Here is a 16,053-nt window from a genome sequence, read left to right as displayed (position 1 = left end):
TCCTTCAGCACCATCGAACGCTGCAGGAGTGCGCCGTTCGTGTCGTTCGAAGCCACGCAGGTTAGTGTCGCGGCGAGACACCGATCGCCCAGCCGTCCTGGGTGCGGTAGCGCATCTCGAGCGGCACGGCCAACTGCGCGACCGTGCCCGAGCGCTTGAAGTCGCGCCCCGCAGATCGCGTGGGTCTCCATGGCATTGAGGAGCGTCCAGGTCATCGCCGCCTGAGCTGACACGCCGACGTGCTGTGCCGAGCCGGTGACGCGCATGCGGGCGTGGGCCATGAGCCCTGCCGCAGCGGCTTCCGCTCCCGCATGGCGCCACGCCTGAGCGATCGATGCCTTCACGGGCGCCCGCTCGAAGATGCCCTGCATGTTTGCCGGCCCACCGAGCGCCGCCAGCGACAGCTCCGAGGCCGGATCACCGCTGCGAGGCCCGTCGAGGCCGAACGGCGTGACCTGTACGTGAACGATGCTCTCGTTCAGTGCTGCGAGGTCGTCGTGGGCGTATCCGGCTGCAGCCAACGCCCCTGGCACACCCGACTCGTAGACAAAATCGCCGAGCTTGACCAGGGCCTCGAACACCTGCCGGTCGTCGGTGTCATCCAGATCCAGCACGATGGAGCGCTTGTTGGAGTTGTACGCGCAGAATTGCCAACTGCGCAGGTCGCCCGTCGGTCCCTGCTGCGGCCTCGGCGGCAGCGCCGCACGACCCGGAGTGCCGCCGGGCGGTTCCACCTTGATCACGTCTGCACCGAGCTCGCCCAGCATCCACGGCCCGAACTCGCCGCGGTGATCAGTGAGATCCAGAACGGTCATGCCCGCAAGCGGCGCAGATGCCGTGTGCTGGGTGGCTTCGGATGCCTTCATGTGGTGCCTGAACTCACGCTCGTGATGTGTCTGGTTCTGCGCCGGACGGAATGCCGCGCCGTGTGGGCCGGTACGACGATACGCAGGCGCTTGCCGTTGCGCGGCGGTTAGCTTGCCCGGATGGCCGACAGCCCGTCGCCGTGGCAGCACCCGCCCCCGCCGGAACTGACCGACGAGCTGCTGGCGCGGGTTCGTGCCGGCGGCGAGCACAGCGACGCAGTACGCAACCCTGACCTCGAGATCGTCGCCGAACTGGGGCGGCTCGGCCTCATGCGACTGCTCGTGCCGTCCGAGCTCGGCGGCGGTGGGCGCCACCCGGCCGAGTTCATCGAGTTCAGCCGGCGAGTTGCCTATGAGCACCCGTCAGCGGGCTGGGTCGCCATGACCTGCAACGAGGAAGCGGAGATCTTCGCCGCCTACCTCGAACCCGCCACAGTGGCAGAGTTCTACGCAGCGCAGCCAGATGCGGTCATCGCCGGCTCCGGCGTGCCCAAGGGAGTGGCCCGGCCTGCCGACGGCGGCTGGATCGTCGACGGCCGGTGGCCATTCGTGAGCGGCTGCACCGCAGCCGACTGGTGGGTCCTGGCCAACATCGTCGACGGCACCCGTCCGAGGCAACTGTGCTTCGTGCTTGTTCCGGCCGACACCAGCCTGATCGACGACACCTGGCACACCGTGGGCCTGCGGGGCACCGGCAGCCACGACGTTGTGCTGGATGAGCACTTCGTGCCCGACCAGCGGGCCTCGGTGGTCGAGAACTTCTCGCTGCCCAAGCCCAACGAGCACCCCTACTACCGCCTGCCGTCGGGATTGCGATTCCCCTTCCCCAAGACCGGTGTGGCATCGGGTATAGCGGACCGCGCCATCGACGAGTTCGCAGCCTTGGCCGACGCCAAGACCCCGCTGTACAACCGCTCGGCCCTGGCCCACCGGCCCGACGCCCAGGCAGCGATGGCCCGCGCCACCGCACTCGCCGGTGCCGGTCGCGCCTTCGTCGCCGAACTGCTGTCGGAGATATGGGAGACCGCTTCAGCCTGCGGCGATGTGACGCCGGCGCAGCATGCTCGGGCGCGCTTGGCGTGTTCGTGGAGCGTGCAGAACTGCATCGCTGCAGTGGAAACGCTGGTGACGGCCACCGGCAGCACTGCCAACTACACATCGTCACCGCTCGGCACCCTGCTGAACGATGTGAGGGCCGTCGCCGGCCACTTCATGGTCGGCAGCTACCAGATGGACACTGCAGGACGCATGCTGCTGGGCCTGGACCCAGACGATCCCAACTTCTGAGCGCCAGAACGGGCGATTCCTTGTCGCTGCGGCATAGATCCGTTCATTGCACCGACACATGGAGGCGCCAATGCCGGACGTTGTTGCACCGGTTCGTTAGTTTGCGATCCATGCGTGTTCGGCCGACTGGCTGCCGGGGCAGGTACTGCGGTGGCTGAAACAACAAGCGGCCCCGGTTTTGATCCGGCCGTCGATCCGATCATCTGCTCGCCTTACGCCGAGCCCGATCTGCATTGGCAGCTAGATGAAGCCGGCCGTGCCCTGGCCGGTCAGGCACCACTCACCGGGCGTCGCCCGTCCGCTTTGCTCCGGCCGGTACCCGACGACGCGAAGACCGGGATGCTGGCGATGGACTTCGACGCGATGTCGACGTCGAACAAGCTGATCAATGAGATCCGAAACCATGTCCGAACGTGGCGGCTCAGCGGATACGAAGGCACCACGTCAGTCACGCGAAGGCTCTTGGTGCACTGGGCGGAGGATTCCGCGCACCGCCAGCTTCGCCCGTTCTTCGCCCAACGCGAAGCCATCGAAACGCTGATCTGGTTGCGAGAGGTCGCCCGAAGGGACACACCTGAGCGCCGCGATATCGAGGCAGCAGCGCGCGACCACAACGACGGCATTGTCCGCTACTGCGCCAAGATGGCAACCGGTACCGGCAAGACCGCTGTCATGGGAATGCTCATCGCGTGGCAGACGCTCAACGCGGTGCGCTCACGCCGCAGACGCAACCTCCAGCACTCGTCGCGGTTCCTCGTGCTCACCCCCGGCCTGACGGTGCGTGACCGCCTTGCCGTCCTGCGGCCCTCGCACCCAGGAAACGTGTACGAAGAGTTCAGCCTCGTGCCGAAGGATCTTTGGCGCGACTTGCACGCTGCCCGGGTCGAGATCGTGAACTTTCAGGCGTTTCGCCGTCGCGATCCCACCGAATCCACCGGCGCCCAGAAGGCCGTTCTCGGCGCGGTTCGGGCCGATCAAACCGAGACGCCCGCCGCGATGGTGCGTCGCGTAGTCGGCGACTTGCTCAAGCGTCGTCGCACCCACGGCGACCTCGTCGTCATGAACGATGAGGCGCACCACTGCTACCTGCCTGCCACGGACGGACGAGCGAAGCAATCTGCAGAGGAAAGGAACGAGAACAAGATCGCCGCAGTGTGGTTCAGCGCCATTCGCACGCTGCGTGACATGGGAGCGCTGGGCGAACTGGACCGGTTCGGCGGCCAAGCGTCGCCGGTCTACGACTTCTCGGCGACACCGATGTGGATCGCCCGAGCCAATCGCGGCGAATCGCCGATGTTCGAATGGGTCACTTCCGACTTCGGCTTGATGGACGCCATCGAGTCGGGCTTGGTCAAGGTGCCGCGGGTGCCCATCGACGACGACACGGAGCAGGCGCGAACTGCGTGGCGCCGGCTCTACGACGCCACTCCGACCAAGAAGCTCCCCAAGCGCAGTGCCGATCCCGCCGTAACGCTGCCGCAACCGCTCGAAGACGCCCTCAGTGCCTCGGTCAACGAATGGCGCCGCACACACGAGGACACGCAGGATCGCCAGCCCACGCCCCCGGTGATGATCGTGGTGGCGAACACCATCGACAACGCGGTGGCGCTGTACGAGCACATAGCCGGTTGCGAGACCGCGGACGGGGCGCTGGTGGCGGGGCGGTTCGCGGAGTTCTCCAATGTGGTCGACGGAGCAGATGGTGCTGTGCCTCGCTGGAGAGCCGATCCGCGGACGCTGCTGGTCCATTCCCGGCCCGATGACGATGACGCCATCACCACGCGTTTCGCCAAGCTGATGCGCGAGCAGGCAGCCCACATGGGCGAGGACGTACCACCCGATGCAGTACGCGAGGCGCTCAACACTGTGGGCAAGCCAGGCCGGCTCGGGGCGGGAGTGCGCTGCGTCATCTCGGTGTCGATGCTCACCGAAGGCTGGGATGCCCGCACCGTCAATCAGATCGTGGGCTTCCGTGCGTTCTCGTCGCAGTTGCTGTGCGAGCAGGTGACCGGTAGGGCGCTGCGCCGCACGTCCTACGAATCGTTCCGCGACGAGCCCGGCAAGGAGCACCTCCTCTCCCCCGAGTACGCCGAGGTGCTTGGCATCCCATTCGAATTCATGCCTGCGCGGGGATCGCACCGCGGAACGCCGCCGCCAGATCGCACGGAAGTCCGTACGGTGCGGGGACGTGGCAACCACAGGATCACCTGGCCCCACGTGATCGAGTATCGAACAGTGGCGCCGCCCGCCGGGTTCGTTCTGGATCCCGCAGCGGTGCACCTAGCCGTGCTGAGCGAGGATGCCTCTGCCGAGTTGGTCGAGGTGGCAGGTGTAACCGGCGAGACAAACCTCCTGTCGCCCGACGATTGGCGTCGAGACAAGACGGCTCGCGTCCGCTGTGCCGCCGAGATCGCGAACCTGCTCACGGTTGCAGACAATGCGGCATCGCTCCAGGCGCCCGGCGAATCCGCCGACAGCTTGCATGGCGTCGGGCGATGCTCACTGTTCGCGTCGGCCTACCGCGCACTGGATGACTGGCTCGCTCATCCCGATGTGAAATGCGCAAGCGCGTCGGTGCTGTTGCGCCACAGGAACAAGCGCGAGTTCTACAACGGGCTCATCGCGGCATGCCGCTTCGCGGTGACCCCCCCCCCCCCCCACTTCGGATGTGGGAGAGGACGGCAGCCCCAACATGCCCGCGGCGCACTTGCGCCGAGCGGTGCTGGGACAACCATCGCTGGGCGATACGGCCGACGTCAGCTTCGAGACGACGCTGCGCCACATTCACGCGGCCCGCAACAGCGAGCTGTCGCATGCAGCGTGCCACTCGCGTCTTGAGCGTGACTCAGCACGCATCCTCGACAAGCATCCCGCAGTAGCCGCCTGGGCCCGCAACTTCAGCCTCGGCTGGTCTCTGCCGTACCACTTCGACGGTGCTTGGCGGAACTATGAACCGGACTTCGTCGCCCGACTGGCCAACGGGCTGAATGTCGTCATCGAGTGCAAGGGCATCGTCGACGACAAGGCGATTGCGGCCGAGCGATGGACGCGTGAGCACTGGATTCCCGCTGTTGAGGGCACTCCGGAGCTGCCCGCTGAGTTGCGCCGCTGGGCCTATGAGGTCATTACCGACGCCGCCCATCTGCCCGGACGTATCAACGACTTGGCGCAGGCGTCGCCATGAGAGTTTGCGCCCGCATGCAGCGGTCAGGCGTCGTTGGGCATCCCGGCTCTACGCGCGGCGATAGCCGGCCTGCACGCACGAACGCCACACCAGCCGGCCGCACTTGTGCACTTCGACGAGGAGACCATCATGGCGAAAACGCCGAACGAGTCTGAACCCGGCGCGTACGAACACGCTTCCGCGTCTCGCGTCAATCAGCCCACGGCCGAGACGGCGCCGCTAATGGGCGATGACGACCGAGCGCCAGCGCCGTTCAGCGCGTCGCGTCGGCTGCCCGAGGCCATAGCGCGGGCATACGAGGCGGCGGTCGACCGTGCCGATGTGAAGCTCGACCGTGATCTGAGCACGCACCCCGTGCTGGCCTGGGATCGTCAAGGCCCTACTTCGACAATCGATGGCGGGGAGCAGGCCGACGCCGAGCACGAGTTCTCCGGTGCGCCGCTGTACACCCGCGAGAAGGTCACACCGGCGTCGCTCGTGGAGCAATTGCGCCGGCCCGATGCCGCCCGTTCGTTGCAGCTCGACTTCGACGGCTTGGCCGACGACGCGGTCGAATGGGAGTGGTACCAGCACGCAGGTCACTGGCAGAACCGGTTGATTCACGGCGACTCGTCAGCGGTGATGCAGTCACTCATCGCCAAGGACGGCTTGCGCGGACAGGTGCAGATGATCTACTTCGACCCGCCCTACGGGCAGAACTTCAAGTCCAACTTCCAGACCTCAACCGGCAAGCTTGAGACCCCCGAAAAGCTCGACGGGCTGCCCGCGGGCGACACCGCCCCGCTACGGGCGTTTCGCGACAGCTACCGCAACGGCATCCACTCCTACCTCGACGGCATCCACGAACGCGCCGTACTCGCACGCGAATTGCTCACGGACATTGGTTCACTGTTTTGCCAGATCGGAGACATCAACGTCCACCGTCTAGCGCTGGTACTCGACGAGGTCTTCGGCCCGGAAAACCGGGTTGCGACCATCACTTGGCGACCAACCGGAGGCTCCTCGGCAAGGACGCTGCCAGAGAGCGCTTCGTACCTTCTCTGGTACGCCAAGGACAAGTCTCGGTGCAGATACCGGCAGCTATACGAGCCTCTCGACCGCAAAGGCGTCGCTGACCTGTTTGGGGGATTCTCGACGCCGATGGTCGAAGAAGTAGATCGCCGTAGCCGAGGAATGACGGCGCGGGAGCGAGAACGGCCAGAGGCTGAACTTCCGGCGGGTGCAGTGATCTGGAACCGAGAAAATCTCACTTCGATGGGCGCATCCACTACCGGTCGTACACGCTGGGTTGAGTACGATGGTCATAGGTACCACTGCGGGGACGGACGACAATGGCGCGTCTCCGTCCATGCCGGAGACGCACCAGTGTGTACCCCGCCGGACGACAATGGCGCGCGCACGGAGGCTTCGCCTCCGTGTCCCGATTCCGAGCCATGCGGCTTGTGCTGGCTCGGATGGACCAACCGTCTATACGGCACGAAGCGCGCGCTGTATTGGAAGCAATTGGAGTCCGAGACCGCCGGACGTCGGATTGACAATGTCTGGCACAACTCAGTGACGGTGCGAGGCCAAAAGCGTTATGTCGTTCAGACGGCTAGTTCAATCGTCGAGCGGTGCGTGCTGATGACTACCGATCCGGGCGATTTGGTGCTTGACCCGACGTGCGGGTCCGGGGTCACCGCGGATGTGGCCGAGGAGTGGGGGCGGCGCTGGATCACGATGGATGTCAGCCGCGTCGCCATCGCCGTCGCCCGTCAGAAGTTCATGACCTCCACCTACACGTGGCATCGCACCACAGATGGCGGCACCGACCCGGCTGCCGACTTCATCTGCAAGACGATGCGCAAAGTGTCCGCCGGTCGCCTCGCCGATCCGAATACCGACTGGAGCCATCCCGACAACATCATCAAGCTCGTCGACCAGACTGAGACCGAGGCCAAACGCGTCCGGCTCGCCAGCCCATTCACCGTCGAATCGCACTCCCCCTACTCGTACCTGCCCTTCGACGGCGCCTCGAATCGAACATCACCAAGCACAGGGGCAGACGAGGTCACCGATCTCGACGGCAGCGAAACGCCCATCGTCGACTTCGGCCTTGCCTCGGGAGATACCGAGAAGACGATCGTCGATGCGCTGTACCGATCGCCAATCTGCGATTCAACCGGCACTGTGCTGCTGCAAGTCATCGACCACGAGCGTTGGCCTGACACCCACCTCGCCTCCCACGGCGTGACATGCACACGGCCCGGCCGGGACACCGAGATTGCCGCCGCGCTGATGATCGCTGCGCCAGATGCCACCGTGACCATGGCACAGGCACAGCGAGCAGTTATCGAAGCGCGCCAGAACGCCGCCGATTGCGAGAACCTCATCGCGGTCGGTTTCGCGTTCGAGCCTGACGTGCCTGCACGCATCGGCGCATGCTCGGTTCACCGGGTCGTGGCGTCAAAAGATCTGCAGATACCCGAACTGGCTCGCAAGGATGCCGACGGCGGAACGTTCACACTGCTCGGGGAACCGGACTGCGAGGTGCGTCGCACATCGGACGGCACCTCGCTCACGGTGCGCCTGCTGGGCTGTGACGCATATGACCCGTCGAGCGGCATGGTGCGCGAGACCGACGAAGACGGCATCGATTGCTGGATGGTCGATACAGACCACGACCAGATGCAGTTCCTTGCCCGCCTCACCTACTTCCCCAACGGTGTCCGTAACAGTGCCGGACTCAAGGCAGCCATGAAATCGCTTGCCGGTGACCTTGCATCCGACGCCGAGGCGCAGATCATCTCGTTTCGGTCGCAGCCGTTTCCGATCCCGCCGGATGGACGGCCCATCGCTGTCAAGGTCATCACTCACACCGGTGCTGAGATGAACACCGTCATCCATCCCGACGCCTGGCTCGACCCTCTCATCGTCTGAAGCTGTATACGCCGTCGAAATTCGCTTGCAGCGAGCACGTCGCCGTTCTTACCGTGCCGCGCAGATGGGCAATGACGAGGATCCAGCGGCTATCACGCCGTCAGCGCGTCGCCACGGCGTGCCCGATGCCGACATCTTGCATGCCCTTCGTAACCCTCACCAGATCGACTTCGGAGACGACGGGCGCATCTTCGCCATCGGCTCCCGACGCGACGGCGCATTCCTCGAGCTCGTGATCGTGGATGACGGTGCCGGCGGGAAGCTCCGGATCATCCACGCGATGCCAGCGAGAACGACACGCCTAAGGTGAAGACATGCCTCTGAATCTCGACTTCTCGGGAATGACCGAAGAGGAAATCGACAGCTACTGCGAAGCGCATGCCGATGAGATCTGCGCGTATGCGCATTCACTGGACCCCAACCACACGACTCCGATGACCACAGCGGAACAGGAACTCTGGCGCTGTGCTCTGCGCGCCGCGAACGACGGCCAGCGCGTATGCGACCTAGTCGAGGAGGCACGCCGTACTGGCAGTTCACCGGAGCGCATCGCCAAGCTGCTCAGGCTGCCCGTCGATGAAGTGCAGGCTCTCTATAGCAGTACGGGTTGATGAGACAGTTCGAGAGCCGCATCGATACCGGCAGCAGCGAGTTCTCCAAGAACGCTGCTGCCTATGCCGACTTGCTCGTGACGTTGCGTGATCGCCAGCAGTTCGCCATCTCCGGCGGTGCGGGCCGCGAGCGCTCCATCGAGCGCCATCACAACCGGGGAAAGATCCTGCCTCGCGACCGGATCGATCTGGTGTGCGACGCCGACACGCCGTTCATGGAGCTGTCCACGCTGGCCGGCTGGGACATGTATGACAACAGCGCCCCGGGCGCCGGCATCGTCACCGGCATCGGCGTGGTCCATGGCGTGCCGTGGATGTTCATCGCCAACGACGCCACCGTGAAGGGCGGCTCGCTGCTGCCGATCAGCATCAAGAAGCACGTGCGAGCCCAGGACATCGCCGCCGAGAACGGCCTCGGCGTCATCTACTTGGTGGATTCCGGCGGGGCGTTCCTGCCGCTGCAGGACGACATCTTCCCCGACAAGGACCATTTCGGCGGCAGCTTCTACCGCCAAGCCCGGCTGTCAGCCCAGGGCTTGCCGCAGATCTCGGTGGTGCTCGGCGGCTGCACCGCCGGCGGGGCGTACGTGCCCGCGCTCAGCGACGAAGTCATCATGGTGTCGGGCATCGGGCGCATCTACCTGGGCGGTCCCCCGATCGTGAAGGCGGCCCTCGGCGAGATCATCGAGCCCGACGACCTCGGCGGGGCGGCGCTGCACACGCGCATCTCGGGCGTGTCCGACTACATGGCACCCGACGAGCGATCCGCCTACGGCAAGCTGCGCGAGCTCTGCGCCGCCGCCAACCAACGGCTGGTCGACCACCGGGAGGGCTGGCTGTCGTGGTCCGAGCCGGAAGTCCCGCATTTCGACCCGGCCGAGATCTACGGCGTGATCTCCGCCGACGACCGCATCGGCTTCGATGCCCGCGAGATCATCGCCCGGCTCGTCGACGGCTCCCGCTACGGCGAGTTCAAGCCCGAATGGGGTGAGCACATCACCTGCGGCTTCGCCCGCATCTGGGGCTTCCAGGTGGGCATCATCGCCAACAACGGGATCATCTTCTCCTCCGACGCTCTGAAGGCCACACACTTCATCGAGCTCTGCGAGCAGCGCCGGGTGCCGCTGCTGTTCCTGCAGAACACCACGGGCTACATGGTCGGCAGCGACTCGGAGGCAGCGGGCATTGCCAAGCACGGGGCGAAGATGGTTTCCGCTGTGGCCAACGCCACCGTGCCCCGCTACACGGTGCTCATCGGGGGCTCCTACGGCGCCGGCAACTACGGCATGTGCGGGCGGGGCTTCAACCCCAGACTCCTGTTTGCATGGCCGAACAGCCGCATCGCCACCATGTCGGCCGAGACTGCTCAGACAGTGCTGGTGGACATCCGCCTGGCCGGCATGCGCGGCACCGAGACCACCGACGAAGAGATCGCTGCCATGCGGGCCGAGGTGGCCGACCAGTATGAGCGCCAGAGCGACCCCTACTACGCCACTGCGCGCCTGTGGGACGACGGACTCATCGACCCCACCGACACCCGCGACACGCTTGGGCTCTGCCTCGCGCTAGCGGCACGCCAGGACGCCCCCGCTCCCGGCAGCGGCCTCGTCTACAGGATGTAGCTGGCTGTGTCTGTCACGTTCGACCCGCTTCGCTCCTCGCGCGCTCTACGGCAACGGCACCGCCGACCGCAAGCTCTACGCGTGTCTGTCACGTTCGACCCGCTTCGCTCCTCGCGCGTCTGCGGGCCGACGCACGTCGAGGCGGTGCTCGCGCCACACCGGCAGCGATGCCGCGCATCGGCGTCTGGCAAGGCAGGTCCGTCGTGAAGCTGCTGGTGGCAAACCGGGGCGAGATCGCGAGCCGTGTGTTCGCCACTGCTCGGCGGCTGGGCTGGCAGACCGTCGCGGTGTATGCCGAACCCGACCGCGATGCGCCTTTCCTGCGCGACGCCGATGAGGCAATCTGCATCGGGCCGGCGGCACTCGATCGTTCGTACCTGGACATGAGCGCCATCGTTGCCGCGGGGTGTGACAACCATGCCGATGCCGTGCATCCCGGCTACGGGTTCCTGTCCGAGAACGCGGCCTTCGCCCAGGCGGTCATCGATGCGGGCCTGGTCTGGGTGGGGCCGCATCCAGAGGCCATCGCTCAGATGGGAGCCAAGATCGAAGCACGTGCCTTGGCCGAGGCAGCCGGAGTGCCGACGATTCCGGGCGCGAGCGATGGCGACCTAGCCGCTGCTGCCGATCAGATCGGCTTCCCGGTGCTGGTCAAGGCGTCGGCCGGTGGCGGCGGCAAGGGCATCCGGATCGTGCGCTCGGCCGGCGAGTTCGACACTGCGCTGAGTGAAGCGCGCACTGAGGCGACGCGCTCGTTCGGCGATGACCGGGTGATCATGGAGCGCTACATCTCCCAGCCGCGGCACGTCGAGGTACAGCTGATCGGCGACCGGCACGGCAACGTCGTCCATCTCGGCACCCGCGACTGCTCGTCGCAGCGCCGCTACCAGAAGCTGATCGAGGAAGCCCCGGCGCCGAATCTGCCTGCAGCCACCCGCGACGGCCTGCATGATGCCGCGGTGGCGCTCGCCCGGCACATCGGGTACGACAATGCGGGCACGGTGGAGTTCATCGTCGATGCGGCATCCGGCGAGTTCTTCTTCTTGGAGATGAACACTCGCCTGCAGGTGGAGCATCCGGTGACCGAGGCGGTCACCGGCCTGGACCTGGTGGAACTCCAGTTGCGGGCGGCGACTGGCCAGCCGTTGGGCCTCGGCCAATCTGATGTGACGTTCACAGGGCACAGCATCGAGGCTCGCATCAACGCCGAGGATCCCTACGACGACTTCAGCCCGCGGGCAGGCCCGGTGCGCCACCTGTCGGTGCCTGCCGGCGTGCGTTGGGATGCCTCGGTCGCCGAAGGGTCCGAGGTCACTCCCTACTACGACCCGCTCATCGCCAAGCTGATCGTCACGCGCCCCGACCGGGCATCGGCGCTGGATGCGCTGCGCGATGCGCTCGATGGGCTCGTCGTGGGGCCCGTGCCTACCAATGCCGGTTTCCTGCGCTGGCTGACGGACATGCCCGCGCTGCGAAGCGGCGGGATGACCACCAACGTCATCGACGCACTGCAGCCCGACAGTCCCACCAGCGCACCCGGCCTCGGCGAGAAGTCTGGCGATGCGACAGAGCCACCCGGATCGGGAGCGATGCCAGCGCCACCGTTGGTGGACGATGCTGCACCAGTAGCGGCAGCGGCATGGCTGACCCGGCTGCGGTGCCAGCGGGCCGCCCAGCCAGCCGGCCCCTGGTCGGCGCTCGGGTCGTTCCGCCTGACTGAGCACCGTGCCGAGGCAGCAGTTCTGCTGCGTGACAGCGCAGGCCTGCTGCACGAGGTCAGCGCCGAAGCCATGAACGGCACCGGCAGTGACGCGCCGACCGGCCCGACGGCGAACGACCCGCGGCAAGCGCCCCCCAACCTCGCCACGGCCAGCAGCGCCAATGCCGGTTCCGTGGCGGTCAACATCGCCGGGCACACCGTCACCTTCGAGGTGCCCGACCGGTCCGACGCGTGGGCACCCACCGCAACCGACGACACCGGCTCGGTCGACGCTGTTGCAGCGCCCTTCCCCGCCGTGGTTGTCCAAGTTCCCGTCGTCATTGGCGACGTGGTGGCCGCCGGCGACGTGGTCGTGGTGGTGGAGGCGATGAAGATGCTCCACTCGTTGACAGCGCACGGGGCCGGAACGGTCGCCGAGATCCGCTGCAGCGCCGGCGACGCCGTCGAAGCCAACCAAATCCTCGTCAGCTTCGAACAGCACGGGCACGACCTGCCGCCCGATCCTGCTTGACAGCGCCGAGCACGCCTGACTCGACGGGTCCAGCCGTCTAGACGAGCCCGAGCGGGAGGGTCGTCAGCACCTCATTGCCGGTCTCGGTGATCAGCACCTGCTCTTCCAGCTTCACGCCCTCGCCGCCGGACCGCGCACCGATGAAGGCTTCGACACACATCACCATGCCCGGTTCGAGCACGCCGTCGTAGCCACCGGCGTCCCACTTGTGACGGTGGTAGATGGCCGGGTACTCGTCGCACAGCCCGACCCCGTGTGAGATGACCGTGTAGCCGCGGTAGCAGTCGGGGTCGGGGTACCACGCCTTGTCAGTGATCTCGCGCAGCGTGGCTCCGGGCTGATGCAGTTCGGAATTGCGATGGATCTGCTCGACGGCGAGCGACCAGCAGTCCTGTTGTGCCGCCGTCGGGGCGCCGCCCCCGCACCGCCATGTGCGCGACATATCGACGCACATTCCGTACGCGCCCACCAGATCAGTATCGAAACCCATGAGCTCCCCAGACTGGACCCGACGGCTGCTGGCCTCGTGATACCAGGGGTTCGTTCTGGGCCCCGATGACAGCAGCCTCGTCTCGATCCACTCCCCGTAACGGCGCAGGCTCCCGGCCCACAGTTCCGCCCACAGATCGAACTCGCTCACCCCCGGTTCGAACATGGCTTGCATCTCGTCGATGGCAGATTCGCATGCGTGGATAGCGCAGCGCATGGCGGCGAGGTCGTCGGGACCCTTCACCGCACGCGCCAGTTCCATGATCGGACCTGCGCTCACCAGTTCGACGCCGTGGGATTCCAGAGCGCGATACCCCGTCAGATCAAGCTGGTCCACCGCCAGCCGCCGTGTTCCTCGGGTCACATCAGCCAGCAGTTCGGCTATCTCCGACGCCCAGCGCCCGGCGATCTCCTCTGACCTCGGTCCCGCCTTGAAATAGATGTACGACGTCCCCGGCCGGATCTCGTCGACTGCTTCTGAGTGCGCGTCCAGGAACTCCCCATCGGAGAACTCGAACACGACCACAGGGCCCTCTGTCGCAACGAACGCATACCGGACGGCGTTGTGCATGGTCCATAGCGACATGTTCGTGGTGTCGGTGGCGTAGCGGATGTTCAGCGGGTCGTACAGCAGCGCCGCATCGCAGTCCGCGCTGCGCAGCTGCTCGCGGACCCGTTCCACGCGGTACCGGCGCAGCGCTGAGCGGTCGGGAAGCTGCAGCCCCGCAGCAACCCACTCGGCCTCCAGATCGGCACCCGGGCCGAGCGCATGCATGTTGAGGTCGGTGTGGTCCAGGAACCACTCGGGAGGCTCGGCCCGGCCGACGCCGATCTTGGGTTTGTGGTGGCGTTCGAACCCCTGCAGTGCCATGACCGCTCGCCCCTCCCAAGGTCTGCACAGCCCCGCTGTGAGGCCGAGACACTGATGCGCGGCGAGCCTAGGGTCTAGGAATGACCGCAGAAGGACATGACGGCGGGGCCGCCGGCACGCTCACCGGTATCACCATTCACCCCATCAAGGGCTGCCGCCGCGTCGAGCTCGATTCGGCTCTGGTCACGGCAACAGGGCTCGAAGGCGACCGTGCATGGCAGGTGGTGACGGCCCCCAACGACACCGAGGCACTCGGGGAAGCGGTCACCCAGCGTCGCAATGCGGCGCTTGCCACCGTCGCTCCCGTGCCGATCGACGGCGGCCTGACGATCAGCGCACCCGGCATGGGCACGATCGACGTGAAGCGGCCCGATGTCAATGACACCACGGTTCTCGCGCTGATCGGCGATGAAGTGGCGTGCGCAGATGCAGGAGACGAGGCGGCCGAGTTCCTCAGCGAGGTGCTCGGCTTCCCGGCCAGACTCGCAGCGCTGACCCCTGAGTCATCCCGTCCGATGCGACTGTTCCGGGGACGCCTCACCGGTTTCGCTGACGCGGCCCCGGTGCTGGTTGCCAACACGGCCTCGCTCGACGATCTGGTGGAGCGGGCATCGGAGCCCTTCGGCATCGAGCGTTTCCGGGCGAATCTCATCGTGACCAATGACGAACCGTGGTCGGAGGACACCTGGACGGAGTTCTCGATCGGCCCGGCCCAGCTCAGCGCTCGCGTGGTGTGGCCCCGCTGCGCCGTCCCCCAGATCGACCAGGAAACCGGCGAGCGCCACCGCGAGCCCGCCCTGGTGCTGCGCAGGCATCGCTGGTGTTCGGTCGCGGAAGGCTTCTCGCCGGGCATGCGAGGCATGCTGGAGGGCAATGCCATGTTCGGTGTCGCGTGCACCATCGACCCCGAAGGCGTTGCGGTCTCCGTAGGCGACCCGGTCACCGTCACAGCCACCGGTCCGCCCCTGCTCGACCCGCCTCAGTAAACACTCAGAGCCTCGTCTGACAATAATTTCTACCTATTTCAGTAGATTTCGTTGTAGTTTCGTCGGACGTATCAGCAGAGCGCATCAGTCGGGCCTCGCGGCCCGCCTGTCGCGCACGCCTTCACCGAGCAGAAGGACCCACGCAATGCCTAGTACAATACCTTTTGTGAAACCTCTGATGAAGCAGACCACGGTGTACCTGCCCGAAGAACTCAAGCACGACCTCAAGATGATCGCCAAGCAGGAAAATCGGACTGAGGCATCCATCATCCGCGAAGCGCTGGAGGAAGCAATCGCACGTCGCGAGAGGCGGCCGAACTTTCCGCTGTTCGAGGACGGCTGGGGCGACCCGACGCTTGCTGAACGGGTCGATGAAATCCTCGAGGAACTGCGCTTCGGTTCGTGATCGTCGACACCAGCGTTCTCCTGGCGGCACTGGTTCCCGATCAGCAACTGCATGCCTCCTGCCGGGCGCTTCTGTCGGCTGCACGGTCGATGGTGGTCTCACCGCTCGTGCTCGCCGAGATCGACTACTTCGCCGCGCGCATCGCCGGCGTCGATGCTGAACTGGCGATTCTGGACGAACTTGGATCGGGCATGTTTGAACTCGCCCCGTTCGAACGCGTCGACCTCATCCGTGCGAGAGCCGTCATTGAGCGATACCGGGACCTGCGGCTGGGCCTGACCGACGCGTCACTCGTGGTCCTCGCCCACCGCCACGGAACCCACGAGATCGCGACGCTCGACGAACGGCACTTCCGCGTCGTTCGATCGCTGACCGGTCAGGCGTTCACACTCTTGCCCGCGGACCTTCCCGAATAGCCCTGCGAGCCGGCCTGTATCAGCGGACCCGTGAGTCGGCGGATCGGAGCACCCCCCGATCGGCCAGGTCGGCTATCTCGCCGGAGGTGGCGCCGAGTTCTGCCATGACCTCGGCAGGGTTCACGACTTCGTCAAACAGGTCGCCCACCTGATCCATTACATAGG

Annotated in this window: 14 protein-coding genes; 10 read left to right on the top strand and 4 right to left on the bottom strand. The window is 66.0% G+C overall.

The genetic code is table 11. The features are described from left to right. Nucleotides 1-866, bottom strand: an 866-nt coding sequence (locus ACOGW9_RS04340; protein WP_419908722.1) for a CoA transferase, incomplete at its 3' end; no start/stop codon positions are given. 120 nt (nucleotides 867-986) lie between these two features. Between ACOGW9_RS04340 and ACOGW9_RS04335 the strand changes: the two genes are divergently transcribed. The 4 genes from ACOGW9_RS04335 (at nucleotide 987) to ACOGW9_RS04320 (ending at nucleotide 8,256) form a co-directional block, all read left to right on the top strand. Beyond that, nucleotides 987-2,153, top strand: a complete 1,167-nt coding sequence (locus ACOGW9_RS04335; protein WP_419853562.1) for a hypothetical protein — start codon at nucleotides 987-989, stop codon at nucleotides 2,151-2,153. Nucleotides 2,154-2,303: 150 nt separating this feature from the next. After that, nucleotides 2,304-4,991, top strand: coding sequence for a DEAD/DEAH box helicase (locus ACOGW9_RS04330; RefSeq protein ID WP_419853563.1), 2,688 nt, complete (start codon nucleotides 2,304-2,306; stop codon nucleotides 4,989-4,991). Continuing rightward, nucleotides 4,873-5,337, top strand: a complete 465-nt coding sequence (locus ACOGW9_RS04325) for a hypothetical protein (RefSeq protein WP_419853564.1) — start codon at nucleotides 4,873-4,875, stop codon at nucleotides 5,335-5,337. Before ACOGW9_RS04330 ends, ACOGW9_RS04325 begins: the two co-directional genes overlap by 119 nt. 129 nt (nucleotides 5,338-5,466) lie before the next feature. Next, a complete protein-coding gene (locus ACOGW9_RS04320; RefSeq protein ID WP_419908719.1) occupies nucleotides 5,467-8,256 on the top strand; it encodes a DNA methyltransferase in 2,790 nt (929 codons plus the stop codon). 100 nt (nucleotides 8,257-8,356) lie between these two features. Here ACOGW9_RS04320 and ACOGW9_RS04315 read toward each other — a convergent pair whose 3' ends face one another. Further along, nucleotides 8,357-8,533 (bottom strand): hypothetical protein, encoded by a 177-nt coding sequence (locus tag ACOGW9_RS04315; RefSeq protein ID WP_419908717.1) that lies wholly within the window; start codon nucleotides 8,531-8,533, stop codon nucleotides 8,357-8,359. Nucleotides 8,534-8,570: 37 nt separating this feature from the next. Here ACOGW9_RS04315 and ACOGW9_RS04310 point away from each other — a divergent pair, with 37 nt between their 5' ends. The 3 genes from ACOGW9_RS04310 (at nucleotide 8,571) to ACOGW9_RS04300 (ending at nucleotide 12,720) form a co-directional block, all read left to right on the top strand. Beyond that, nucleotides 8,571-8,867, top strand: coding sequence for a hypothetical protein (locus ACOGW9_RS04310; protein WP_419908715.1), 297 nt, complete (start codon nucleotides 8,571-8,573; stop codon nucleotides 8,865-8,867). Beyond that, the gene (locus ACOGW9_RS04305) at nucleotides 8,867-10,489 is read left to right on the top strand and encodes a carboxyl transferase domain-containing protein (RefSeq protein ID WP_419853568.1); all 1,623 of its coding nucleotides are present in this window, start codon (nucleotides 8,867-8,869) and stop codon (nucleotides 10,487-10,489) included. The genes ACOGW9_RS04310 and ACOGW9_RS04305 overlap by 1 nt, the downstream gene beginning before the upstream one ends. 203 nt (nucleotides 10,490-10,692) lie before the next feature. Next, nucleotides 10,693-12,720 (top strand): acetyl/propionyl/methylcrotonyl-CoA carboxylase subunit alpha, encoded by a 2,028-nt coding sequence (locus ACOGW9_RS04300; protein ID WP_419853569.1) that lies wholly within the window; start codon nucleotides 10,693-10,695, stop codon nucleotides 12,718-12,720. A 37-nt stretch (nucleotides 12,721-12,757) separates the two neighbouring features. Here the strand turns inward: ACOGW9_RS04300 and ACOGW9_RS04295 are convergent, their stop codons facing one another. Beyond that, nucleotides 12,758-14,080, bottom strand: a complete 1,323-nt coding sequence (locus ACOGW9_RS04295; RefSeq protein ID WP_419908713.1) for a M24 family metallopeptidase — start codon at nucleotides 14,078-14,080, stop codon at nucleotides 12,758-12,760. Between the two features lie 80 nt (nucleotides 14,081-14,160). Between ACOGW9_RS04295 and ACOGW9_RS04290 the strand changes: the two genes are divergently transcribed. From ACOGW9_RS04290 to ACOGW9_RS04280, 3 genes are all read left to right on the top strand, one after another. Next, nucleotides 14,161-15,066 (top strand): MOSC domain-containing protein, encoded by a 906-nt coding sequence (locus tag ACOGW9_RS04290; RefSeq protein ID WP_419908711.1) that lies wholly within the window; start codon nucleotides 14,161-14,163, stop codon nucleotides 15,064-15,066. A gap of 166 nt (nucleotides 15,067-15,232) precedes the next feature. Continuing rightward, complete coding sequence (locus tag ACOGW9_RS04285) at nucleotides 15,233-15,472, top strand: ribbon-helix-helix domain-containing protein (protein WP_419908709.1); 240 nt, start codon at nucleotides 15,233-15,235, stop codon at nucleotides 15,470-15,472. Beyond that, the gene (locus tag ACOGW9_RS04280) at nucleotides 15,469-15,888 is read left to right on the top strand and encodes a type II toxin-antitoxin system VapC family toxin (protein ID WP_419853573.1); all 420 of its coding nucleotides are present in this window, start codon (nucleotides 15,469-15,471) and stop codon (nucleotides 15,886-15,888) included. Before ACOGW9_RS04285 ends, ACOGW9_RS04280 begins: the two co-directional genes overlap by 4 nt. Nucleotides 15,889-15,907: 19 nt before the next feature. Here ACOGW9_RS04280 and ACOGW9_RS04275 read toward each other — a convergent pair whose 3' ends face one another. Then, nucleotides 15,908-16,036 (bottom strand): hypothetical protein, encoded by a 129-nt coding sequence (locus ACOGW9_RS04275; protein WP_419853574.1) that lies wholly within the window; start codon nucleotides 16,034-16,036, stop codon nucleotides 15,908-15,910. Nucleotides 16,037-16,053 lie beyond the last annotated feature (17 nt).

This window comes from Candidatus Poriferisodalis sp., assembly GCF_965203655.1.
Classification (GTDB): Bacteria; Actinomycetota; Acidimicrobiia; order Acidimicrobiales; family Poriferisodalaceae; genus Poriferisodalis.
Note: the sequence above shows the minus strand (reverse complement) of the source record. Positions and strands in the feature narration are given on the sequence as shown.

Coding starts and splice junctions, on each gene's coding strand:
- ACOGW9_RS04335 (WP_419853562.1), top strand. CDS start 987: ATGGCCGACAGCCCGTCGCCGTGGCAGCACCCGCCCCCGCCGGAACTG.
- ACOGW9_RS04320 (WP_419908719.1), top strand. CDS start 5,467: ATGGCGAAAACGCCGAACGAGTCTGAACCCGGCGCGTACGAACACGCT.
- ACOGW9_RS04310 (WP_419908715.1), top strand. CDS start 8,571: ATGCCTCTGAATCTCGACTTCTCGGGAATGACCGAAGAGGAAATCGAC.
- ACOGW9_RS04305 (WP_419853568.1), top strand. CDS start 8,867: ATGAGACAGTTCGAGAGCCGCATCGATACCGGCAGCAGCGAGTTCTCC.
- ACOGW9_RS04295 (WP_419908713.1), bottom strand. CDS start 14,080: ATGGCACTGCAGGGGTTCGAACGCCACCACAAACCCAAGATCGGCGTC.
- ACOGW9_RS04290 (WP_419908711.1), top strand. CDS start 14,161: ATGACCGCAGAAGGACATGACGGCGGGGCCGCCGGCACGCTCACCGGT.